We start from the raw sequence: 24,283 nt of genomic DNA, 5'->3' as shown, positions 1-24,283 counted from the left end.
GACCGTTTGGATGAATGCACTATGATGACTGACGAAACGATTTGGCGAAAAGTACTCTCGCAGGTTCACGTTCCGGGGATGGATCTAGCAGTGGGACTCGTGTATCTTCTGCTAAGTCTCTCGTTTGTTCTCTATACGGAAAACTCCCTCATGCGAACGATTATCGGTCTTCCGCTAGTGCTGTTCGTCCCTGGGTTTGTTCTATTGTTAGCGCTTTATCCACACCGTTTCAGCCTTGAAACCAACATTGACGGGTGGGTTCACAACGATTCTATTGAGGGGCCACTTCCGAGATTCATCCGTACGCGGGAGCGTGGAATCACGTTCGGTGAGCGGATTGCCCTCTCATTTGGCCTCAGCATCGCGCTCATGCCGCCGCTCGCAATCGCACTTTCGCTTGCAGGCTTCGGACTCACTATTAGCACTGTTGTCGGGAGTCTCAGCGTGTTTATCACACTGGCATTGTTTGTCGGGTCGCAACGACGGAAAGCTCTTGCACCCGAAGAACGGTTCGATATCCCAGTCAAACAGTGGGTTTCTGAGCTGTCGGTTGCGGTTTTTGATACAGAGTCAAAACTGGACCTTGCGTTGAACGCAGTTCTCATCTGTGCTGTCGTCGTAGCGACGACCGGATTCGGTTACGCACTATTCGTCCCCAACTACGCAGAGGAGTACACAGAGTTCTCGTTGCTCTCACAAACCGAAACGGGGGATTTCGTCTTCTCTGGATATCCAACCGAGTTCCAGCAAGGGGTTCCACAAGAATTCCTGATTGTCGTCGAAAACCAAGAGGGTCGATCGACGACGTACAACGTAATCGTGGAACTCCAGCGTGTCGAAACCGCTGATGGAGGACTCTCGGTCGTAGAGCGCGAAGAGTTGGACCGCTACAGTGCAACCGTTCAGGACAAAGGCAAGTGGCTGGAGTCACACGAACTCACCCCGACCATGACCGGTGAGAACCTCAGACTCAGCTACTTGCTGTATAAGGGCGACGTTCCAGCAGACCCGACCGCAGACAACGCCTACCGTCACCTCTATGTCTGGGTGGACGTCACGGCATCGAACTAATTTTTAACACAGCGTTCCGCGAAGCAACCCGCCAAGCAACGGCAGGTCACACACGAGCGACTGTGAGGTTTTCACGACCGGGCGCACGCTCCCGGCTTCGAAGGTCAGCACTTCGACCGTGTTCGCGTAGAAAAAGCCCGGTTCAGGTCCACCTGCGGTCGTAAAGATCCGATTTCCGAGCGCCGTCACGCCGAGGCCGTGGCGCGGCGTTGGCATGTCGGGGAGTCTGAGCCACTCGTCGCGTTCCGGGACGTAGAGTTCGACTTCTGCGATTGTCCCGCCAGCTCCTTCACCGCCCGCGACGACGATGGCGTTGTCGAACACGGTGGCCCCAAAGCCACTGCGTGCGGTGGGCATTCCTGCCACCGCGCGCCACTCGTTCGTCTCTGGGTCGTACACTTCGGTGGTTCTGCGATTCGTGCGCAGCCCTCCGGTTCGCCCGCCGATGGCGTAGAACTTCCCGGCGACGACCGCGGAAGCGAGGTGTTCGCGCGCGGTGGGCATCGGCGGGCCACGCGCCCACGAATCGCTCGCGGTGTCGTAGCGTTCGAACGTGGAAAGAACGCCGTCTACGCCCGCGCCACCGGTGACGTAGATGATGCCGTCGTGGGCGGCCGCCGAAAGCGCGCCGCGGACGGTCGGCATCGTCGCCCGTTCGGTCCACGCCATCCCGTCGAAGCGGTAGACCGTGTTCACGGGATCCCACTGGTTCTGGTAGCCGCCGATGACGTAGATGGCGTCGTCCACACTGACGGCCGCGGTGTGGTGGAGTCCAACGGGGAGCGAGGGCGCACGCTCCCACGAGCCGCGTTCGGGGTCGAAGCGTTCGACCGCCCGGCTTGCTTGCCTCCCGGGTTCGATGCCGCCGATGACGTAGAGCGACGTGCCGAGCGTGGTGGCCGCGACTTCGGTTCGGTCGAGCGAAAGCGACGCGCCGCGCTCCCACGAGGTCTCCGTGTCGAGCGATGGCGGCGCGATGAGCGATGAACAGCCCGCGACCGAGAGCGTCCCAAAGAGGAGTCCAGTCGTGGTCAGAAACGAGCGCCGTGTCGGGTGAGAAAACGATGGAGGGATGGTCATTCAGTCAGTTGCTGGCTCTGCCACCTGCTCCGGTGGCTGGACGTGCACCACCGATTGGACGACGCCGCTGCTGTCGGTGGCGTTGGTGTTGGCTGCCGATTTGACGATGTAGCCACTGCTACCCGGGCACGGGTAGTCCGCGCCGGGATTGTAGTGCCACGTCATGAGGCCGTAATCGTCTGAGTGTTCAGAGACGAACGTCTCGAATGCGTCGTTCCAGCCGATGTGATTTGAGACCATGAGGCCGCCCGGACGCAGGTACTGCCAGGCGAGTTCGAACTCAAATATCATGCTCGAGGCGGCGTGTGACGAGTCGTGGTGGAACAGGTCGATTTCACCGAGACGATCGAGCAGCCGCGGTAACTCGATCTGTGGCCTGCCGGGGATGAGTTCCCAGCGGTCACGCATGTCGGCTGGAATCAGCCAGCCCGGCTGTTTGCCTTTCGGGAGGACATGCGTTCCTTCCTCTGCACACGACGGTCGGCCACGGAAGTAGCTCTGTTCTGTAATCGGGTCTACCGCTGCAGACTCGTCGCTCAGGACGTGTGAGTAGTCAATCGAGTAGAGCCGTCCGAACTCGTTTGCTTCGAGCGCCGCGAGAATCGAAATCGTCGAGACACCGCTGTAGACGCCGGTTTCGACAATGACGGCTGGTTTGTACTCCCGGATGAGCGCGTACAGTCGAACGCACTCGTCTTTGTGTGCATCGAACAGCGACACCCCTTCGGGCAGGTCTTGCATCCCTTGGTAGATGGCCGGACCGATGATGCTCTCGTTGAACTCCGCTTCGTACTTTTGCATCGTCTCTTGGCAGTCAAAAAAGCGTCCGGAGAACTGAGCTGTCGTCTGGAGCGTCTTCTTTCGGTCGCGCCACGACATCTTCGGATTGAGGACGTAGTACCATTTCCGGAGGAATTCCTGATAGGCTTCCGGTGTCTGTGTATACACCTTATTAATTGATTTTTGGAACACGTGGAATCACTCTCTGGCTGTGACGACGAACCACCCGACACAGCAATCAGTTTGAATCAGCTATATGTTCGAAAACCATGAGTATAGTTACGGACTCACTATGCGCTGATGGCGGTTCCTACCGAGGGTTTTCCGTGTCGGTGCTCTTGTAGTACAATCGCACAACTATCGCCTGTAATCGGTTCCTTCTCCCGGTAGGTTCTGCGTTACAAAGAGTATCCCTCACGCATACACAGGCTGAACTCACATGCGTATAGAGCAACTTGACCTGTCGGAGTGGGAGGCAGCCCTCCCCGCGGCAGGCTTTGAGGTATTTCACACGCCAGAGGCACTCCGGGTCATCGACGACCACACCGCAGCGGAGATGCAGCTGTTTGGCGGCTTCAACGGCGAGGAACCGGTCGCGCTGTTGCCAACGTTCGTCAAAGACCGCTCGGTCGGGCGGACCATCATGTCGCCGCCACCCGCGATGGGGATTCCCCACCTCGGGCCGGTACTGATGCCAAACAGCCCGAAGCGCCGCAAACACGAACAACTGAACCAGCAGTTCACCGAGGGCGTGTTAGAAGAACTCGACGCGAACAGCCCACGGACGCTGTTGCGAATGGTGTGTTCGCCGTCGTATCACGACCCACGGCCGTATCGCTGGGACGACTTTCGGGTGTCGTCGGATTTCACCTACCACCTCACCGTCGCTGACGGATCACTCGACTCGGTCATGAGCTCCTTTAGCCGGAGTCTACGCACCGAGATTCGCCGCCTCGACGACCTCGATTTGACCTTCAGCGTCGAAGGCATCGAGTCGGCCAAAATCATCTACGACGACCAGGTCGCGCGCTACGCAGAGCAAGGCGAGACGTTCACCCTCTCGTGGGAGTACGTCCGCGACCTGCTGCTCTCGCTTGGCGACCGCTGTCGCGTCTACGTCGCCCGCGACGGCACGGGCGCGTACCTGAACGGCATCATCACGCTCTACTCGAACGACACGGCGTACTACTGGCTTGGCGGGATGCGCGCCTCTTACGAGAACGTGAGCGTCAACACGCTGTTGCACTGGGCAATCCTCAAGGACATGGCAGAAGACCCGGCGCTCTCGTCGATTACCACCTACGACATGGTCGGTGCGAACACCAAACGCCTCTGTGATTACAAGTCGAAATTCGGCGCGCACCTCGTGCCGTACTACGTCGTCGAGACCAACAATCCGCTCATGGACGTGGCGAAGACCGCCTACAACGTGGTTAAACGATAGCTGGTCTTTTCACTGCTCGATTCGGGACGGGAAATCGACGTCTACCCACCAGTAATGCGCGCTTACCCGTCGGTTGTACCACGCTACAGTAGTCCCTTTGCGCCCGCGCGAGACCCCATCGCATCGTTCAATCCAACAGGTGCATGGCAACCGAAAAGACCTGTTCGATTAGGTATGGTTTTCATTTTCAAGCTGAGACTGCTCGGTTATAGCCCGAATATAACAATCACGCTACCATTCGCTGTATTGGTATGATGATAGGCACAGCACCCACCACCGCTCCACAGCGAGTCGTGGTGGCCTACACTTCGTCGGGGGGCCACAATGCGTGACTCACCGATTTCTGGTCAGACCGTCCTCGTGACGGGGGGCGCTGGGTTCATCGGGAGCCACCTCGTGGACGCGCTTGCACCGTCGAACACGGTTCGCGTCTTAGACGATTTCTCGACGGGACGCCGCGCAAATCTACCCACGAACATCACGGTCATCGAGGGCGACGTCTGCGATGCAAGCGCGCTCACCGCGGCGATGGCGGGCGTTGACCTCGTGTTCCACGAGGCGGGCTTCGTGAGCGTCAAAGGCTCGGTCGAAGCGCCGTACTTCAGCAATCTCGTGAACGCGAACGCCACCGTCGCCGTCCTCGAAGCGGCCCGCGAGAACGACGCTCGCGTCGTGACGGCATCGAGTGCGGCCATCTACGGCGCACCCGAAACGGTGCCTATCACCGAAGACGCGCCCACCGCGCCCGACTCACCGTACGGCATCGACAAGCTCGCAGGCGACCACTACGCCCGCGCCTACAACCGGCTCTACGGGTTGGACACGGTTGCGCTACGCTACTTCAACGTCTACGGCCCGCGCCAGACTGCGGGAGATTACAGCGGCGTCATCAGTACGTTTGTCGACCGCGCCACCAACGGCAAGCCACTCGTCGTCCACGGCGATGGCTCGCAGACTCGTGATTTCGTCCACGTCGATGATGTGGTGCAGGCAAACCTGCTCGCGGCGACCACCGACCACACGGGCGAGGCGTTCAACGTTGGGACGGGCGTGGCGCTCTCGATTCTCGACCTCGCGACGCTGATTCGTGAGGCGACCGGCCTGCGGGCGGAGATTCAGTTTACCGACGCACGAACGGGCGACATTCAGCACAGTTGTGCCGACATCTCGCGGGCTCGCGACCACCTCGGATACGACCCGCAGGTCGCACTCGACGACGGACTGCGACGTCTCGTCGCAACGAACCAGCGCGAACAGCTCGCGGAGTAGGGGAACACACGCACACAGCGGAGAACTACAGATGTATAAAGGAAAATCAGTTGGCGTCGTCATACCGGCGTACAACGAACAGGGGTTTGTGGGGAAAGTTATCGAATCAGTGCCAGCGTTCGTCGACCACATCTACGTCATTGATGACGGCTCTACGGACAACACGTGGGCGGAAATTCAGGCCGCGGTCTCTGCGAGCCGGACGCCGCTCGCCCAGCCGATGACCGATGGGGGGTCGAACGCAGAACGTGTCATCGCCATCCAACACGGACAGAATCGGGGTGTCGGGGGGGCCATCAAGACGGGCTATCTCCGGGCGCGAGACGACAAGGTCGACATCGTCACCGTCCTCGGCGGCGACGGGCAAATGGACCCAGAGCTGCTGACGCTCGTCATCGACCCGATTGCCGAAGGCGACGCGGAGTACGTCAAAACCAATCGGCTCCTGCGGGCAGATCACCGCCAGTCGATGCCGAGGTTCCGCTACATTGGGAACGTCATCCTCACCTATCTCACGCGCATCGCCAGCGGGTACTGGGGCATTGGCGACCCACAGAGCGGCTACACGGCCATCTCGCTCACCGCCCTTGAGACGGTGGACATCGAGAACATGTACGAGTTCTACGGCTACTGCAACGACCTGCTCGTCCGGCTCAACGTCTACAAACTCCGCGTCGTGGACGTGCCGATGCCCGCCATCTACGGCGACGAGGTGAGCCATATCCGCTACTCGACGTACATTCCAAACGTCTCTAAGATGCTGTTTCGCAACTTCCTCTGGCGGCTCCGCGTTCGGTACCTGAACAACGGTGAGTTCTCGGTCGTTGGCTGCTACACGCTCGCCGTCGTGGTTGGCCTGTTCGCGCTGGTCTCGATTGTCCTTGGCACGACTGGCATCTCGCGGCCGTTCCAAGCCCTCGGCGGCCTCGTCCTCATCTCGACGTTCACGGCCCTTGGCATGCTTCTCGACAAGCGCGCGAACGACCACCTCGATACGGCCCTGTTGCCAGTCGAAGACGGGCGTGTTGACGCGCCCCCTGCGTCGCGGTCACAAACACCATAGAATGGGTGACTTTCCTGACTGTTTTGACTCTCCAGAAATCGGTCGTGTTGGGCGCTCGTTGTCGGTTATATCGAACTTTCACGCTCAATCACGAAAGACATTCACAAAATCTGTAATATTTGCGGACGGAAGATTTATGTAATTTTCGGTGGCTTACCCCACGTAATGGCACGCGAACTGGGAAGTGACCGACTTATACACGTAGCAGCGCCGCTGAGGGCGTCCTCGTCTGGCGCTCGTGAGTACCCGCGGAGACGTAGCTGGCGTACCTGCGCACCGGAGCCACGCCGACGTGCGGCGCAGTGCGATGGCCGTTCCGATTTCAACCAATGAGCTGGACGCAGGAGACACAATCGGTAGATGACTGGGACGAAGTCAGCTACATAATCAGCTCACAGTACCGGGTTATCGTTCTCGCACAACTCGCAGACGGCCCCTCAACACCGTCTCGACTCGCCAGTGACTCTGACAACGCGATTTCACACATCTCGCGGGCGCTTGGGCAGCTTCGTCGCCGCTCGCTCGTCGAGTTGCTCGTTTCAGAGCAACAACGAAAGGGACGCGTCTACGGCATCACCGAAGACGGCGAGAAGCTCTGGGACGTTATTGACTCAAAGGGACTGGCGTAGTCCCACCGCGCACGAAAACACCCACCGAGGCGTTTAGAGCGTCGAGAGTGTAATCTCGGTCGTATCAGTCATCCCTTCGGCGTCGGTCGCGGTGAGCACGATGGGGTACTTTTGACACTCACCGAGCGTCAGGCTCGTCTGTGCGCCCGTCGCGTCGGTCGCGCCGTCACCGGTGAGGTCCCACGCGAATTTGACGATTTCACTGCTTCCGGCTTCAGAGCCGGAGGCATCGAGTTGGACGGTCGTGTCCTCTTCGAGGGTCACGTCGGTTGCGTTCGCTGGATCAGTCGTAATTTTCGCCGTTGGGGGTTCTGGTTTCGGCTCCGGTTCGGGTGTCGGCGTCGGGGTGGATTCGTCGCCTGCGAACAGTTCTTCGCCGGTCACGCGGCGGGTAATCACGCTGTGCCACTCAATTCGAGTGTCGAGAGCGATGTCCGTAGAGAGGGTTTCGACGAGGAAGGAGTCCGCACCGGCATCGCGTGCGGCTTTGTGGACGAACAAGCCGCTCGGGTCGGTATCGGGGCTGGAGAAACCGCCGAGTTTGAAGTTGTACGTGCTGTCGTCGATGTAGTTGTTGTTCACGAAGTTGACGGCGTCTTCTGCGTCACGCGTGGCCGTCTCGCCGTCTGAGTGGAACACGGTCTGTCCCACGCCGTCTAAGTCGCTGCCGTCGTAGATTTCCTGTGACTCGTGGAGGTCGAGAACCGTGCCTGGTTCGTACTCTTCAACGACGCTCCAGATCGCGCGTGCGAGGGCTGTCGTTGGCTCTTCGCCGGTCGGGAACTGTCGGTTCAGGTCGCCGCCGTCACCGATTCGCGAGTCGTTGCTGATTGCGACCTCGTTCGCGCGGGGAATCGTCACAAGCGTTCCAGACTCGATGTCCCACTCAGCAATTTCGGCTGCTGCTTCGTAGCCTGCCGTTTCGTTCCCGTGGATGCCACCAATCACGAGGACGGTCGGGCCGTCTGCTTCACCTTGGGTGACGAACACTTCCGTCTCGTGTTCGGTGCCTTCGAGGAGTAAAAATGATTCACGAGTAGCTGCATTCGCACTTCCAGTTGCCCGGATGAGGCTCGCGCCACCAAGCGCAACCCCAGCCATCGCAAGAACTGCTCTTCGAGGATAGTTCGTATCTGACATTCCATCGGTTGCTTCGTCCGAGTAGGTGTTTATTATACTCACACTAATGTGAATGTCCACAACATTTTGTATCTCAATATCAAATAAATGTGGCTGACAGGAGTATTTTCGGAACGTTTGGCCAAAAATGCGTGAATAAAATCGAATAGTTCTATTTATTTTTTGGTTGGTATCTCTAGCGATTCTGTAGCTTTCACAACCTCTTCGGTTTGGATTTCTGTGGCTTCGGACACCATGCGCTCACACGCGATTTGCCGCTACTCTGTGCGTGTGTCCAGCGGCCGAGGGTGTCGGAGGGGACAAACACGGTGAAAGCTCGGTTTCCCGGCCGCGTCTCACCGCTGCCTGCCTCTGCGGTCGTGCGTGTGGCCCCACACCGGATGCCAATAGTTCAGCTGCATAGACTGGTCTGTCACGCTGGCAGTCTCTGTGAGTAACACGACCGGTCTCGCGCAACGGCCACCCTCACTTGCGCCACGATAACCAATCAGGACATAGATCTATTACGTCATGATGTGGTTGAATAAAATCCTGGCGCGCGCGCCGTCGGCCCTTCACCGGGGCCACCCAAGTTAACACGCTGACGCGAGAAGACCCGGCAATGACTGCTGCCGGAATCGAAGCCAGCCTCCTCTCACTGCTTGCCGTGTTCATTCTCGCGGCCGGCGTGGGCGTGTTCGTTGCGAAGGTGGGGCGTTTTCCCTACACCATTGCGCTCCTGCTCGCCGGACTCGCCGTCTCCATCCTCGGCGTCGAGATTGGTCTCGAACTCTCTCACGACATGATTCTGCTCGTTCTCCTCCCACCCCTGCTGTTCGAAGGGGCCGCGACGACTGACCTTGCGCGATTTCGTGCGAACATCGTCCCGATTCTCGTCCTCGCCGTTCCCGGCCTCATCATCTCCGTGCTCATCCTCGGTTTTGCGGGCCAGTTCGCCTTCGGATTCCCGCTGCTCATCGCTCTGCTCTTTGCGGCGACCATCCTCCCGACCGACCCCGTCTCGGTGCTCGCACTGTTCGAAGAACTCGGTGCCCCCCGGCGACTCTCCATCCTCGTCGAAGGCGAGAGCCTGCTTAACGACGGGGTCGGCGTCGTCGTCTTCTCTGCGCTGCTCGCCATCATCGTCGAGACCGGCACCGACCCGGCTGCGCTGTTCACGCCCGAAAAACTCGCTACCGTCGGGGTAGACATCGCCATCGCCAGTCTTGGCGGACTCGCCGTGGGCCTCGCGGCGGGCTACGCGGTCTTCCGCGTAATGGCGAACCTCGACGAACACATGACCGAAATCGTCCTCACGCTCATCCTCGCCTACGGCTCGTTCCTGCTTGCAGAGCACTACCTGCACGTGAGTGGGGTCATCGCCACCGTCGCCGCAGGCCTGTTCATCGGCAATCGCGGCGCGGAGTACGCGATGAGCCCGCAGACGAAGATTGCCGTCTTCAACACCTGGGAGACGGCGGCGTTCCTCGTGAACACGCTCATCTTCCTGCTCATCGGCGCGAAGACGCCCGTCATCCAACTGGTGACCCACCTCCCGCTCATCGTCGTCGCCATCGTGCTCGTCGTCGTCGTCCGCGCGCTCACCGTCTACCCGCTGCTCTCGCTTACGAACCTGCGACTCGACGTCACAGTCCCCCGCTCGTATCAGCACGTCGCTGTGTGGGGCGGGCTTCACGCCTCGATTCCGATTGCGCTCGTCCTCGGACTGCCGCCGTCGATTCCCTTCCGCGAGGAACTGCGTGCGATGGTGTTCGGCGTCGCGGCGTTCAGCCTCGTCGTTCAAGGCCTCTCGATGGAGCGCCTGCTCGACGCACTCGATATCGTCACCCGGTCTGACGAAGAGGAACTGTACGAACTGCTCGTCGGGCGCGCCCGCGCAGTGGACAACGCCCTCGAAGCCGCAGAGGAACTCCGCCGGACGGGTGCCATTCCCCCCGACGTGTACGAGCAGTTCACCACCGAGTACGAAGCCGAGAAAGACGACCTGAACCGGGCCATCTCCTCGCTGCTCACCTCACACCCCCAAATCCATCGCGAGGAGCTGCTCATCGGGGAGCGACAGGTGCTCAAACGCGAGAAAAGCGCCATCATGGACGCGATGCGCACTGGCACACTCAGCGACGACGTGGGTGAGAAACTGCTCGAAGAAGTCGACCTCAAACTCAGCCGCGTGAACGCGGGGGAGAGCACCGTGACCGCCTCACCCGACGTGGAAGGCTATGAGGAGTTCTGGCGGGCAAAGGCAGCCGAGTTCGGCCTCGATGTGGACGCACCGACCGAAAACGAATCTGACCGCGAACCGAACGGGTAAACCGCGCCATCACTGATTCCCGGTAGATGCGCTGGCCCTATCGCCGCTCGGTCCTCTTTCTCTGTACACTCGCCTTTTTCGGCACGATGGTGGCGCGTCTCGTCATCAGCCCCGTCGTTCCGGCGATTACGGCCCATTTCGACGTGACAAACAGCGCTGTTGGCGCGGCACTCACGGGGATGTGGATGGCCTACGCCCTCTCGCAGTTCCCGAGTGGCATCGTCGCAGACCGCTACGGCGAACGCCGCATCATTCTCACGGCCGTTGGTCTCACGGCCGCCGCGAGCCTCTTGCTCGCCGCTGCACCCTCGTTTCTCACATTCGTCGTGTTCGCCATTGTGCTCGGAGCGGGTGCGGGCCTCCACTACAGCCCCGCAACGATGCTCCTAACGAAGCAATTCGACAGTATCGGCCGCGCAATCGGCGTTCACGGGGTCGGCGCGCCCGTTGCCGGCCTCCTTGCCCCCGTCGTGGCCGCCTACGTCGGCTCGGTCTACGGCTGGCGGTACGCCCTCGGTCTCGGTGCCGTCGTCGCGCTCCCGGTGTTTCTCGTGTTCGCGTGGCGGGTGCACCCAACTCCGCCGTCACAGCCCGACGCCTCGATTCTGAAACGACTCTCTCCGGGACCCTTACTCTCGTTGCTCGCCCGCCCGGACATCGCGTTCATGGTGGCACTCGCGGTGCTCGGCGCATTCGCGTGGCAGGCAACGGCGTCGTTTCTCTCTGCCTTTTTCGAGCAGTACCAGGGAACCTCTCGGACGACGGCCGGACTCGTGTTCTCCGCGTACTTCGTGGTACAGGGCGTCTCCCAGCCGCTCATGGGAAGCCTCTCAGACCGCATCCCCCGCGACCTCGCCGTCGCGGTGTGTATGGGGGCTGGCGTGGTGGGCTATACCCTCCTCGTCGTCGGTGATTCGTGGCTCACCCTCGGCGGGGCCATCGTCTGTGTTGGCCTTTCGATGAGTTGGGGGGCACCCCTCCAAGCGCGGTTGATGGACGCGCTCACCAGCGCAGAGAAAGGCGCGGGCTTTGGCTTCATGCGGACAGTCTACGTGCTCCTTGGTGCACTCGGAAGCGTCGTCGTTGGCACCCTCTCTGACGTGGCTGGGTGGTCGGTTGCGTTCGCGCTTCTCGCGGGCGTGATGGCGCTTGGCATGGGTGGCGTTCTCACGAACCGACTGTTCAATCTCGGCCTCTAGTAAGAATCGCGCCGAAACCGGCTTCGCCACTCGAAAATAGACCAGTCACGACGCAGACGGGACGGTTCACACAGGTCAATCTACTGACTCGCTTATCCGCCGCGTAATAATGGTGGTCAGGGAACTAGCCCCGACTATGCGCGGCCTCTCGACTGTAACGCCCCTCGTGACCGGCAAGCGAGGCAAAGCAAACCTCATGCTCATGCTGTTGGGTGCGGCCCTGTTCGGTGCGACGGCCACCGTCGTCCTCGCCTCGCTCGGCCCGTCCGCACCGGTTGACACGCCTGTCTCGAACGAGACGACCACGGCAGCGACCACGACGGCGGTAACCACTACCGCAACGCCGACGAGCACGACCACGACGACCACCGCAACCACCACGGACGACCCGTTCGACACGACGACCACCGCGGCGACCACGACTGAGATAGACGAAGACGCCCGAAAGGAACACGAGGAGTTCGAGAAAGTGCGTGCGGAACTCGACGCAGAACACGACGAACTCGTAGACCGCCACGAGCAACTGAAACAGGAACACGAGTATCTGGTGCAAACGAACGCCTCAGAGGGCGAGTGGAAGAAACACGAGAAAGCCTACGAGGAACACAAAAAGGCGTATCTCGACCACCGCGAGAAGTTCAGAGACCACCGCCTTGAGTTCAAACAGCATCTCGAAGAGTTCGGGGATTACGACGCCCACCAAGCAGACATCCAGCACCACGAAGACCGCGAGACAGAACACAGTCAGATCCAAGACGAACACGACGCCCAAGAGCAAGCCCATGAGAACCGAGAGGATGGCGATGACGGTGGCATTCTGTTCTCTCTTACGCTGTGGGATGTCACCCCTGCACGAAACGTCTCGCTGACAAACATCTTATAGGTGCTTGCCCGTCCCACATGAAGTATGGGACTCGACGAGGACGCACTTGAATATCATCGGACCGACCCACCCGGCAAACTCGAAATTTCGACGACGAAACCAACGAACACCCAGCGCGACCTGAGCCTAGCATATTCTCCGGGTGTGGCCGCACCGTGTCTCGCAATCGCCGACGACGAAAACGACGCCTACGCCTACACCGCGAAAGGCAACCTCGTTGGCGTTGTCTCAAATGGGTCTGCTGTCCTCGGTCTCGGCGACATCGGCGCACAAGCCTCGAAACCCGTGATGGAAGGAAAAGGGGTGCTGTTCAAACGCTTTGCCGACATCGACGTCTTCGACGTGGAACTCGATACCGACGACCCGGCGAAGATGATAGAGTCGGTCGCCATGATGGAACCTACCTTTGGCGGAATTAATTTAGAGGACATCAAGGCTCCCGAGTGCTTCGAAATCGAGGAGAAACTCCGCGAGCGCATGTCGATTCCCGTGTTCCACGACGACCAACACGGCACCGCCATCATCTCCGGGGCCGCCCTGCTCAATGCCCTCGAAATCGCAGCAAAGGACATCGCAGACGTGAACATCGTCTTCTCGGGCGCGGGTGCGGCGGCCACCGCGACGGCAAAGTTCTACGTCTCGCTCGGGGCGAAGCGCGAGAACATCACGATGGTCGATATCGGCGGCATCCTCACCGAGCAGCGCGCCGAGGCGGGCGAGTTGAACCCGCACAACGAACCGTTCGCAAAAGACCTGCCTGAAGGCGGCCTTGAAAACGCCATTGACGGTGCAGACGTGTTCGTCGGCCTCTCTGTCGGCGGTATCGTGAGCCAAGAGATGGTTCAGTCGATGGCTGCAGACCCGGTCATCTTCGCCATGGCGAACCCCGACCCCGAAATCACCTACGACGAGGCGAAAGCCGCCCGCGACGACCACGTGATTATGGCGACGGGGCGCTCTGACTACCCGAATCAGGTGAACAACGTCCTCGGCTTCCCCTTTATCTTCCGCGGCGCACTCGACGTACGCGCCACCGAAATCAACGAAGCGATGAAAGTCGCCGCTGCAGAAGCCCTCGCCGCCCTCGCCAAAGAGGACGTCCCAGACGCGGTCGTCAAGGCCTACGGCGACGACCCGCTCCAGTTCGGCCCTGACTACATCATCCCGAAACCACTCGACTCGCGCGTGCTGTTCGACGTGTCGTCGGCCGTCGCTGAGGCGGCGATGGAAAGCGGCGTCGCCCGCCACCACATCGACCTCGATGCCTACCGCGAACGGCTCGAAGCGCGCCTCGGCAAATCCCGTGAGATGATGCGCGTCGTCCTTAACAAAGCCCAGAACGACCCGAAACGGGTCGTGTTCGCGGAAGGCGACGACGACAAGGTGATTCGCGCTGCCGCCCAGCTCAACGAACAGGGCATCGCAGAGCCCATCTTGATTGGGAACCGGCGACAAATCTGGGCGCGCATGGCCGAACTCGGCCTCGACTACGAAGTCGAAATCGTCGACCCCGACGGCGACTCGCTCGACGCCTACGCAGACCGGCTGTACGAACTCAGGCGGCGCAAAGGCGTCACCCGTCGTGAGGCAGCAGAACGCATCACAGACGGCGATTATCTGAGCAGCGTGATGGTCGAAATGGGCGATGCAGACGCGATGCTCACTGGCCTCACCCACCACTATCCCTCGGCCCTGCGCCCGCCTCTACAGGTTGTCGGAACCGCGGAGAACGCCGAGTACGCCGCTGGGGTGTACATGCTCACCTTCAAAGACCGCGTCATCTTCTGCGTCGATACGACGGTGAATCTCGACCCGACCGAGGAGGTGCTCGCAGAGATTACGAAACACACCGCGACCCTCGCCCGAAAGTTCAACGTCGAACCACGCGCGGCACTGCTTTCGTACTCCGATTTCGGGTCGGTGGACAACGACGGCACCCGAAAACCCCGGCGTGCGGCCCAACTCCTGCGGGCAGACTCGACCGTTGACTTCCCCGTCGACGGGGAGATGCAGGCGGACACCGCCGTCGTCGAGGAGATGCTCCACGGCACGTACGAGTTTGCGGCCTTAGACAAACCCGCCAACATCCTCGTGTTCCCGAACCTTGAGGCGGGGAACATCGCGTACAAACTCCTCCAGCGCCTCGGCGGCGCAGAGGCGATTGGGCCGATGCTCGTTGGGATGGACAAGCCCGTCCACGTCCTCCAGCGCGGCGACGAGGTCAAAGACGTGGTCAATCTGGCATCCGTCGCGGTTGTTGATGCACAAGACACCCGCTGAGGAGTCAGACGGGAGGCGGTTTCACGCTGGTAGGCACCAACTGGCCCGCCGCAGTCACTCGAAAACACCTCTGAAAAACTGTCTTTCCGGAACGACTGTAACATCCAACTAACAGTCATGTCAGGGTGTGTATCCAGTCTGTAACAATATCTTCTACTCCCGAAAGTCAGGTATGCCGACTCCATTTCGAACAATGAGCATTGTTGTAGGAGCGTTCGTGCTCCTCATCATCGTGAGTTTCACCGTCGGACTGTCGGGCTTTGGTGGCCCGGATACGTCCGACCAGGACCTCGTGTTCGATGACGTTGTGACACAGGATCCTGTCACCCCTGACCCGACGACGAGCGCACCTACGACGACTCCGCCCGTGACCACGACGACGGCCACGACGACCGAGCACACGGCATCGCCCGATACACCGACTACGACCGAAGAGCCGGTGACGACGACCGAGCGAAAACGCTCGCGTCGCTCGTCCGATGACGATTCAGAGACGACCACTGCGACGCCAGTGACCACGACTGAAACGCCGGTAACCACGACGCAGACTCCAACGACGACGGCAGAACCCACGCCGACCCCAACGCCGACGCCGGAAGAACCGACGTACTCCACGGACACGAAGACGGGTCACTACCACGCCTATCTCGTGACGGGTCGGGGGTACCAGTACTTCAACGAAACCCGTGACTGGTCGTACATCGACAACGACCAAGTCATCTACATGCTCTACGGCAACACGGTCACCGGTGATACCGAAGGCGTGCAGAACACCGGATGGCAAGACGACTACATCCAAGAGTGCGTTGACTTCACAAGCGTCGAAGTGAACGACACCGCGATTCGCATGAACTTCTACGTCCAAGAGGACTGTGGCCCACTCTTCGAAGGAGTTCACGACCCTCACAGCTGGTTTACCCTCGCGGTTTACCAGATGCCAGACGGCACGTACACTGCCCCTGAGAATCCGGAGCTGGAGATTGTCCACTCGAAAGTCCGCTACTTCAGCTCTGGGAACCACTACATCATCGTTGACCTGCCAGAAAACTAATCGACTCGCTTACTCTGTTTTCGCTTTCTTGCCTTCTTCTTCGAGAATCCGTTCCTCGGTGGCGTCTCTGTCCTCTGGATAGCCGATGTCCGCGCGCCAGCCTTCCATCCGAATCGCGTCAATGGTGCGCCCCGAGTGGATGAGTAAGTCGATTGCCTCACTCAACTCGTACTCGCCGCGATTCGACGGCTGGACGAGATGGCAGGCGTGGAAAATCGCCGGCGTGAACGTATAAAAGCCGGTCATGACCAGATTCGACTCCGGATCTGCGGGCTTTTCGACCACAGAGATAATCTCGCCGTAGGCGTTCGTCCGACAGACACCGTAGCGAGAGGCCTCTTCCCACGGGACTTCTTCGACGAGGAAGGCGGCGTCTGCGCGCTCTTCGCGCTGGCGATTTACGACATCTCCGAGGTTCGCCCTGAAGATGTTGTCACCGAGGATGAGCATGAAGTCGTCGTCGATGTGTTTCTCGACGGTCAACAGCGCGTGGGCGAGGCCGTTCTGTTCGCGCTGGTGTGAGTACGTGATTGGGATGCCTTCGAAATCGTCGCCGTAGTAGCTGATGATAGCCTCTTTCCTGTAGCCGACGACGACGTGGAACTCGGTGGCCCCGAGGTTCTTCAATTGCTCGAAACAGTGGGTCAAGATTGGTTTTCCCGCCACCTCAACCATCCCTTTCGGCTTATCGTCTGTGAGTGGTCGCAGTCGGGTTCCCTTACCCGCCGCGAGCACGACTGCTTGCATACCACCGTGTGTGCTCTCTTACAGTAAAAACCCTCTCACTGCACTGACTATTCCAAATCCTCAAGACAGATTACGGACAAGTATCTGTAATGAATCTCAGCATCGTGGGGAGCGGGTACGTTGGCACCACCATCGCCGCGTGCTTTGCAGACCTCGGCCACGACGTGACGGCCATCGACATCGATGAGACCGTCGTCTCGAAACTCAACGACGGTGTCGCGCCCATTCACGAACCCGGACTGGCCGACCTCGTGAAAACCCACGCGGGAACGTCGCTCAGAGCAACGACCGACTACAGCGCCGTCCGCGAGACGGACGTGACGTTTCTCGCGCTCACCACGCCGTCGAACCCCGACGGCTCTATCGACCTCTCGATTATGAAAGCCGGGACGCGCTCGCTCGGTGACGCGCTCGCCGACAAGGACGACTACCACCTCGTCGTCGTGAAAAGTACCGTGACACCCGGGACGACGGGCGATGTCATCCGTCCGCTGCTCGAAGAAGCTTCGGGGAAAGTCGCGGGCGAGGACTTCGGCGTTGCGATGAATCCGGAGTTCCTTCGGGAAGGCTCTGCTGTCACTGATTTCTTGAACCCGGACAAGCTCGTCTTCGGCGCGGAGGCAGCCCGCGATTACGACCTCCTCGAAGCGCTTTACCAGCCACTCATCGACCGAACCGACGCGCCGGTGGTCAAGACGGGCCTGCGCGAGGCCGAGATGATTAAGTACGCGAACAACGCCTTCCTCGCGGCGAAAATCAGCCTCATCAACGAACTCGGAAACATCTGTAAGGCCTACGACGTGGACGCCTACGAGGTTGCAGACGCGATTGGGTTAGACGAGCGCATCGGCCCCCACTTCCTCAGAAGTGGCGTCGGCTGGGGTGGGTCGTGTTTCCCGAAGGACGTGGCCGCACTCATCGCAGCCGCCCGCGACACGGGCTACGAACCGCAACTGTTGCAGGCCGCAGTGGACGTAAACGACCGCCAACCCGGCCGCATGCTCTCGCTGCTCGACGACCACGTCGATGTCAGCGGGAAGCGCGTGGCCGTTCTTGGACTCGCGTTCAAGCCCGGAACCGACGACATCCGCGAGTCGCGGGCGATTCCGACCATCGAAGGCCTGCTCGACCGCGGTGCGACGGTCGTCGCCTACGACCCCGTCGCCACCGACAACATGCGCGCTCGCTTCCCCGACATTGAGTACGCCTCCTCTGCGGCGGCCGCGCTTGCCGGCGCACACGGCGCGCTCGTCGTCACCGACTGGGACGAGTTTGCTGCGCTCGACTTGGAGTTCGACGCGATGGAAACGCCAGTCGTAATCGATGGGCGGCGCATCGTTTCCACGCGCGAGGGCATCACCTACGAAGGGTTGACGTGGTAGTTACGCAGCAACCGTTTCGCCGTTTTCGACGGCCGTCTCGTTCACGCTGACCGTCTCACCATTTATCGAATACTCGCCCGCATACGGGACGGTGACGCGGTAGGTTCCGTTCGCGTTCGCTGTGACGGTTCGTTCGTAGTCGAACGACGCGCCGTCGATGGTCACCGGCGTCGAAAGTGAGATGGTGGCATTCGGCGCGGCTTGCCCGGTAATCGTCGCGCCGGGGACGAGTCTGAACGCCTTTGTCTCGCCGCTTTCGGTGCTGTAAATCGCTTGGTAGTGGGCGACACCGGGGGCCGCTTGGCTCTCACTACCGAAGTGGTCGTGGAGCCGGTTTTGCATCGTGCCCGGTGGATAGTCTAACTCTTCGGTCACGACGAAGCCGACGCGATTCGAGAGCCGTCCGTACCAGTCGCTGCTGTTGCTCGCGCGCATGAACGGCGTGTAAGTCGATTGGGCGTAGCCGTAGGACTGTGACTCGCCGCTCACGAAGTAGTTGAACATCCGGTTTTTCCCCCATCGACTGAGCACGAAGGTCTCGGGGTACGCCATTTCCTGTTCTTCTGCATAGGTGTCGATGGCCTGTGCGGTCTCGAACAGTTCGCCGTCGGTCGTCACCTGATTCATTTTGACCGGCACTTGGACGAGGCTCAGGCTTGCGATGATGAGAAAGAGTACACAGAGCGAGGCAATCGCTCGCCCATCCGGAATCTCGATTGATTCGCGCGTCTGTGAGACGGATTCTCGAAACGGAACTGGCCTGCGGGCGAGTTCGACGCGCTCTGCGACGTGGACGAAACCGAGCGCGGCGAACACCGCGGTCATCGCCGCCATCTCGCCGACGAACCGAATCTGGAAGCCCGCGAGCACGAAGAAGTACCACGCGTACACCGCGCCGACAATCCATTGGGGCTGGTGCTTGCGATAGCTCGTGAGCGTCGCCCAGCCAATGTAGGGGAGCGCGAGTGCGAGGATGAAGCCGAACAGGAGCAGAAAGCCCATCGAGTCGCCGTTGAACAGCGATTCCGTCTCGACGATGTCCTGTGGGGAGATGAGCCGGTTTATTTGGTCAACCAAGCGCGCCCAGTACTCTGGAAGCAGCGCCCGGAAGGCGAGAACGCCGACAATCGCCCCGACTGCTTCGAGCGTGCCGAGCACCGCAGTCGAGAGCTGTGCTCGATAGCTCACCTCGCCAATCGCGAGTACGCCGAAAACGGCGATGAGGAGGAGTGCTGGAGCAGAGGCGACCTGTGTCGTGTGCCAGCCGAAACTCACGTGGAAAAAGGCGGTGAGGAGTGCCCCAAGGGCGAGTCCTGGAAGGAGTGCGAGATTCGATGTGAGCGGCGACTGACCTGCGCGCACGTCTGAGAGTGCGCGGAAGGCGACGTAGAAGCCAATCGGGACGATGAGCAGCGGTCCGGCCTCCCACGCGAGGGTTTGCCCGGCGACGCCGACGCCGAGGGCGAGGGTTGCGAGCCACGTCTTCGGGCGGGTTCTGAGGTCGCCCAACGCGCCATGGCGGGCGAGGATGACGACGGCGAGCATCGTGAGCGCAAGCCACGGGTAATCGAAGGCGTGGTGGTCTGCAAACCCGAGACTGGTGCGCAGGGCGTGGCCGGGGATGAGCGCGAGCAGAAGCACGCTTGCGAGGCCAACGCGCCGGTCGTCGGTGAGTTCCGTGGCGAGCAGGTAGACGAGCGCGCCCGTGATGACGGCGGCGACGACGGGATACAGCGCGAGGACGGGGCCGGTCGCGTCCATGCCGCCGAACAACGAAGAAACCCACCAGAGGGTTGCGACGAGGAGGGGTTCGCCCTTGGCAACCACGTCGGGGAGCGCAGAGAGTCCGGAAAAGTCGAATACGCTGTTCGTGTTCGTGACGACCTGTTCGACCCAATAGCGGTAGTAGTAGGGGTCGTTCGCGCCGAGGACGACGTGGCCGTCGCGGAACACGCTGGTAACAAATATCGAGCGGACGGCGCCGAGAAAGACGAGCGCACCGGCGAGGAGCGCGGCGGCGCGGCTGTCGAAGGCGAGGAGCGAAAACGAAACAGCCGGCGTGGTTCGCTCGGTCGTGGTCTCGCCGTTGAGGGCAGCTTTCACGGCCTTCCGATCTGCCACGCGGTAGCCGCCGTCGTGTTTTTCGACGATATTGCGGGAGACGACCTCGCCGAACGCACCGGAGTCGAGCGGGATGTCGCCAAACGTCCACGTCGCCTGCTGCGCATCGACTGCGAGCAGTTGCTCCAACGAATCGGCCATCTCGGGCCGTTTTTCGAGCAGCGCTGCGGTCTCCTCGCGCACGTCGGTCATTATCACGGAGATACTGACAAACTCGAATAAATGTGCCGGGTGCGTTCGACGGATGTATGACGGGTTCGGGCCGTTTGTGTTCCCAATGCGCCAGTTCATCATCCTCGGCCACGACGCGCCGACGACGCCCGACTTCTCCCTCGACGACCTCGCGGGCGGTGCGGGCCGCTTGGACGTGCTTTGTCGGTGTGTCAACTCTGCGTTCTTCCTCTCCCACGACATCCGCAAAGACGTTCGCGTCTACCTCGTCTTGCAGGACGAACTGACGATTCGCTTCGAGGGGAGCGAACTCCGTCGCCTCAACCCGGACGAACGCTCAACGGCCGCCCTCGTGCGAAATGCGTTAGAAGAAAAGCAAAACGCCATCGGACACATGGAAGCCGAAGCCTCGCCCGGCGTGTATCTCTCGAGGCGTGGCTTCGAGCCGATTCTCGAAACCGCTGCCCGCGACGGCACGGTCATCGAACTCCACGAAGACGGCGACCCGATTGCTTCCGTGGACGTGCCCAACAACCCGGTGTTCGTCCTCTCCGACCACCACGATTTTACCGACGAGGAAGCTGCCTTGCTCTCCGAGGCGGCAGAATTGCGCGTTCGCATCGGCCCGGAGATTCTCCATGCAGACCACACCATCACCGTCGCGCACAATTTCCTCGACACCGAAGGGTTCGAGACGTACTAACGTCCGCAACGATTAACAGGTGGGCGAGCATCAAACGTAGATGCGGGCCAGTGGGGTAGCCTGGTATCCTTCGGCCTTCGGGTGGCCGTAACCGCAGTTCGAATCTGCGCTGGCCCATTTTCCATCGCGCCGCTCACTTCGAGCGGCGCGTGTTGAAATGACACCGAGCAGTTCGAACGAGACCAGTCGCGCGCAGCGAAGCGAGCACGTCTGGGCGTGGTTCGAATCTGTATTATGGAGTAGATTCGACCAACACACAACTCATTGTGAGTGGTTTCGACTCAACCCCTACACTTCCACTCCACCCTTACCAACGCCTTTTACGCGAAAGCGCCCAACTGTCGCCAATGGACGGACTCGACGAGGAAATCACAGAGGCAGAAGATGTTGCAGCGGAGCGAGACGAACTCGTCAGTGCGGTGTACGAACACGCGGGGACGATTGCGCGGGAACTCGCCTTGCTGAAAGGCGGCGACTACGGCCAAGAGACGTTTTCGACGAGCAACGGTGACTGGACGGTCAAGTACGAAGCGGGCAACCTCGACTATCTGCGATACTCGGGCAAGAAGGGCGACATCTACGTCGTGTCGACGAAACAGCCACCCGCGCCCGACGACCTCGCGCTGGCGATGGAGGACTACGGCGCGTTCGTCCGGGCGTTCAACGACCACGTCGCGTCGTTCGAGGGCATTCTTGACGAGGTTGACACGGACTTCCCCGAGGTTGCGTCCACGGCGTCGGTCGTCGAAGAGCGCAATCGTCTCGTACGGACGATTCGAGAGACGGCGGATGCGATTTCCGCCCAGCTCCACCGATTCAACGGGACGGACTACGGCGCGTGGAAAACCACGGTTTCAGGAAAGCGCTGGGAGTTGAAGTGGGAGGGCGACCGGGCGTCGTACCTTCGCGTCGGTGGCGAAGGCGGGGTGTATCTCGTCTCACAGTACGAACCGCCGTCTGCCCCGGACGTAAAGCGCCACGCAGAGGGTTTCCGGGGGTTTATCGAGGCGTTCAATGAGTACGTAGACGAGCTTAATGCAAACCTTTCACACGTCGAACTATAATGGCGTGACTGTGGGTGAAATCGCTAGATAACGCCGGATTGACCACTCAAAATTCTGTCCTTACGTCACCCATAATAATGCCCTTTCTTTGATTGTACATATCCAATGACTCTGTTCGCCCAGAGTGGTCTTCGTCGCCCCCACGCCTCCCCCCTCCTTGTCGTACGCTCACGTGGGGTGACGAGTTAGCCATGTCAACACCGCCTCGCTCGCGCACCCGTCACTCGCTGCTTCCAGACTGGCGTCACCACACAGTGACGTGGACAGACGTAATGTGGCTAACTCTCGCTGTCTTCGCAGCGGCCACAGTCTACGTGTCCTACCTCGCGACTCACCAGTACCCGGCCTATGTCGGCGGGTTGTACATCGCCATCTCCGATGCGATTGTCGCAAACGGCTACGCGCTCCCCGAACGCATTCCGGGGTACACCGCGGCGGGGGTCCCGTTCGCGTATCCGCCGTTCATGTTCTACGTCTACGCGGTGATTCGTGACCTGTTCGGCGTCGGTGCCATCACGCTCACGCGCTTCATCCCCGGGGCGGTCGTGACGCTCCTGATGGTGCCGTACTACTTCCTCGCGCGCCACCTACTCGACTCGAAACGACAGGCTGGTCTCGCGGCCATCATCTTCGCGGGTGCGCCAGCGGTGCTCCGGTGGCACCTTTCGGCCGGCGGCATCGTCCGCGCTCCAGCGTTCACGATTGCGCTGGTTGGAGCATATACCGGGATTCGGCTGTTCCAGACGGGCGACCGTCGGTGGATTGTGCCCGGGATGGCGCTGTTCGGCATCCAAGTGCTCACCCACCCGACGTACACCGTCTTTTTCGCCTTTAGCTACCTGCTTGCCTACGCCGTGTTCGACCGGTCGTTCTACGGGCTCGTGTACGGTGCCATCGTCGCGGGCGGTGGCATCCTTATCGCCGCGCCGTGGTGGCTCCAGATTTTCGCCACCCACGGGCCAGAAATTTTCCTGCAGGCGTCTGGCACCCACCACGGTCTCGGCGGTGGCTGGCACCGCATCTACCGGCAGTTCATCATCCCGATCAAAGAGAAGGACATCATATCGGTGTTCTACCTCGCCGTGTTCGTCGCCGCGGGCTACGCGCTCTGGAAAAAGCGGTATTTCCTCGCCATCTGGGCGATTGGCGCGAGCTACCTCATCGGGAAAGACCGCTTCCTGTTCGTCGGTGGCGCGATGCTCGTTGCCTTCCTCGTCTACGATGGCGTGTTGCCCGCGGTCAAAACGTTCCTCACCGAGCGCACGTCGCGCGGCGACCTCTATCGCGGTGTGTCGCTCGCGCTCGTCGTGCTTGTCATGCTCACCGCGGTTGGGACGGGCGTCGCCTTCGCCACGAGCACGCTCCAGACGGAGTATGATCACAGCGCAGCCCAACCAGCAACGATGGACGACCACGACCGCGATGCCATGCAGTGGATGCAGTCGAACACGCCACAGGATGCCACGTTCGTCGTGATGGGCGACACCGCAGAGTGGGTACCCCTGTTCACCGAGAGGACCATCATTGTCGGGCCGTGGGGGGTTGAATGGACGACCTCACACACCTACTACTGGGAGGTCGAATATTACAAGGCCATCTCGAACTGTGGCAGCGCAAGCTGTGTCACGCAATTGCTTGCCTTCGGTGAGCGCCAGCCTGACTACCTCTACGTCCCGAAAGGCGACTACACGGTTCGCGGGAAAGAACGCCACACGGACCTCGGGATGCAAGACTCGCTGTACGAAGCTCCGCGCTACGACCTCGTTTACGAGAACGAGGGCGTGCTCATCTACAAGGTCGCACAATCCCACTCACAGACGACCGATAACTCAGACGAGTCTGCCGCGGGAACCGCGGCGTAGGGCGTGCGTTTTTACCGATTGGTGTTGTCGTGG

At 60.6% G+C, this 24,283-nt stretch carries 19 protein-coding genes and 1 tRNA gene; 15 read left to right on the top strand and 5 right to left on the bottom strand.

Annotated features, from left to right (window positions below):
• Positions 1-21 precede the first annotated feature (21 nt).
• The gene (locus V5N13_RS06620) at positions 22-1,071 is read left to right on the top strand and encodes a DUF1616 domain-containing protein (protein WP_336360114.1); all 1,050 of its coding nucleotides are present in this window, start codon (positions 22-24) and stop codon (positions 1,069-1,071) included.
• A gap of 3 nt (positions 1,072-1,074) precedes the next feature.
• Here V5N13_RS06620 and V5N13_RS06615 read toward each other — a convergent pair whose 3' ends face one another.
• Complete coding sequence (locus tag V5N13_RS06615; protein ID WP_336360113.1) at positions 1,075-2,151, bottom strand: Kelch repeat-containing protein; 1,077 nt, start codon at positions 2,149-2,151, stop codon at positions 1,075-1,077.
• Positions 2,152-3,099: a class I SAM-dependent methyltransferase gene (locus V5N13_RS06610; protein WP_336360112.1), complete on the bottom strand. Its 948-nt coding sequence runs from the start codon at positions 3,097-3,099 to the stop codon at positions 2,152-2,154. It abuts the gene before it with no gap.
• A 271-nt stretch (positions 3,100-3,370) separates the two neighbouring features.
• Between V5N13_RS06610 and V5N13_RS06605 the strand changes: the two genes are divergently transcribed.
• The 4 genes from V5N13_RS06605 to V5N13_RS06590 all read left to right on the top strand — a co-directional run bounded on the left by V5N13_RS06605 (position 3,371) and on the right by V5N13_RS06590 (position 7,336).
• Positions 3,371-4,375, top strand: a complete 1,005-nt coding sequence (locus V5N13_RS06605) for a GNAT family N-acetyltransferase (RefSeq protein WP_336360111.1) — start codon at positions 3,371-3,373, stop codon at positions 4,373-4,375.
• A 324-nt stretch (positions 4,376-4,699) separates the two neighbouring features.
• A complete protein-coding gene (locus V5N13_RS06600; RefSeq protein ID WP_336360110.1) occupies positions 4,700-5,644 on the top strand; it encodes an NAD-dependent epimerase/dehydratase family protein in 945 nt (314 codons plus the stop codon).
• Positions 5,645-5,675: 31 nt separating this feature from the next.
• Positions 5,676-6,707, top strand: a complete 1,032-nt coding sequence (locus tag V5N13_RS06595) for a glycosyltransferase family 2 protein (RefSeq protein ID WP_336360109.1) — start codon at positions 5,676-5,678, stop codon at positions 6,705-6,707.
• Positions 6,708-7,036: 329 nt separating this feature from the next.
• Positions 7,037-7,336, top strand: coding sequence for a winged helix-turn-helix domain-containing protein (locus tag V5N13_RS06590; RefSeq protein ID WP_332897102.1), 300 nt, complete (start codon positions 7,037-7,039; stop codon positions 7,334-7,336).
• A gap of 33 nt (positions 7,337-7,369) precedes the next feature.
• Here the strand turns inward: V5N13_RS06590 and V5N13_RS06585 are convergent, their stop codons facing one another.
• Complete coding sequence (locus tag V5N13_RS06585) at positions 7,370-8,437, bottom strand: PKD domain-containing protein (protein ID WP_336360108.1); 1,068 nt, start codon at positions 8,435-8,437, stop codon at positions 7,370-7,372.
• A gap of 640 nt (positions 8,438-9,077) precedes the next feature.
• On the opposite strand from V5N13_RS06585, the gene V5N13_RS06580 reads away from it, so the two are divergent.
• The 5 genes from V5N13_RS06580 to V5N13_RS06560 all read left to right on the top strand — a co-directional run bounded on the left by V5N13_RS06580 (position 9,078) and on the right by V5N13_RS06560 (position 16,200).
• Positions 9,078-10,787, top strand: coding sequence for a Na+/H+ antiporter (locus tag V5N13_RS06580; protein ID WP_336360107.1), 1,710 nt, complete (start codon positions 9,078-9,080; stop codon positions 10,785-10,787).
• 26 nt (positions 10,788-10,813) lie between these two features.
• Positions 10,814-11,986 carry an MFS transporter gene (locus V5N13_RS06575; protein WP_336360106.1) on the top strand — a complete coding sequence of 391 codons (1,173 nt, stop codon included), beginning with the start codon at positions 10,814-10,816 and terminating at the stop codon, positions 11,984-11,986.
• A 136-nt stretch (positions 11,987-12,122) separates the two neighbouring features.
• Complete coding sequence (locus V5N13_RS06570; protein ID WP_336360105.1) at positions 12,123-12,869, top strand: hypothetical protein; 747 nt, start codon at positions 12,123-12,125, stop codon at positions 12,867-12,869.
• Between the two features lie 24 nt (positions 12,870-12,893).
• Positions 12,894-15,149 (top strand): NADP-dependent malic enzyme, encoded by a 2,256-nt coding sequence (locus V5N13_RS06565; protein ID WP_336360104.1) that lies wholly within the window; start codon positions 12,894-12,896, stop codon positions 15,147-15,149.
• 193 nt (positions 15,150-15,342) lie between these two features.
• Positions 15,343-16,200: a hypothetical protein gene (locus V5N13_RS06560; protein ID WP_336360103.1), complete on the top strand. Its 858-nt coding sequence runs from the start codon at positions 15,343-15,345 to the stop codon at positions 16,198-16,200.
• 9 nt (positions 16,201-16,209) lie between these two features.
• Here V5N13_RS06560 and aglF read toward each other — a convergent pair whose 3' ends face one another.
• Positions 16,210-16,947, bottom strand: coding sequence for a UTP--glucose-1-phosphate uridylyltransferase AglF (aglF, locus tag V5N13_RS06555; protein WP_336360102.1), 738 nt, complete (start codon positions 16,945-16,947; stop codon positions 16,210-16,212).
• Between the two features lie 89 nt (positions 16,948-17,036).
• Between aglF and aglM the strand changes: the two genes are divergently transcribed.
• The gene (gene aglM, locus V5N13_RS06550) at positions 17,037-18,329 is read left to right on the top strand and encodes a UDP-glucose 6-dehydrogenase AglM (protein ID WP_336360101.1); all 1,293 of its coding nucleotides are present in this window, start codon (positions 17,037-17,039) and stop codon (positions 18,327-18,329) included.
• Here the strand turns inward: aglM and V5N13_RS06545 are convergent, their stop codons facing one another.
• The gene (locus tag V5N13_RS06545; protein ID WP_336360100.1) at positions 18,330-20,642 is read right to left on the bottom strand and encodes a hypothetical protein; all 2,313 of its coding nucleotides are present in this window, start codon (positions 20,640-20,642) and stop codon (positions 18,330-18,332) included.
• Positions 20,643-20,727: 85 nt separating this feature from the next.
• Here V5N13_RS06545 and trmY point away from each other — a divergent pair, with 85 nt between their 5' ends.
• From trmY to V5N13_RS06525, 4 genes are all read left to right on the top strand, one after another.
• The gene (gene trmY / locus V5N13_RS06540; protein WP_336361420.1) at positions 20,728-21,324 is read left to right on the top strand and encodes a tRNA (pseudouridine(54)-N(1))-methyltransferase TrmY; all 597 of its coding nucleotides are present in this window, start codon (positions 20,728-20,730) and stop codon (positions 21,322-21,324) included.
• A gap of 44 nt (positions 21,325-21,368) precedes the next feature.
• Positions 21,369-21,441, top strand: a tRNA-Pro gene (locus V5N13_RS06535).
• Positions 21,442-21,671: 230 nt separating this feature from the next.
• Complete coding sequence (locus V5N13_RS06530; RefSeq protein ID WP_336360099.1) at positions 21,672-22,388, top strand: hypothetical protein; 717 nt, start codon at positions 21,672-21,674, stop codon at positions 22,386-22,388.
• A gap of 191 nt (positions 22,389-22,579) precedes the next feature.
• On the top strand, positions 22,580-24,250 hold the full coding sequence (locus tag V5N13_RS06525; protein WP_336360098.1) for an ArnT family glycosyltransferase: 1,671 nt from the start codon (positions 22,580-22,582) through the stop codon (positions 24,248-24,250).
• Positions 24,251-24,283 lie beyond the last annotated feature (33 nt).

This window comes from Haladaptatus sp. ZSTT2, from assembly GCF_037081775.1.
Classification (GTDB): Archaea; Halobacteriota; Halobacteria; order Halobacteriales; family Halococcaceae; genus QDMS2.
Note: the sequence above shows the minus strand (reverse complement) of the source record. Positions and strands in the feature narration are given on the sequence as shown.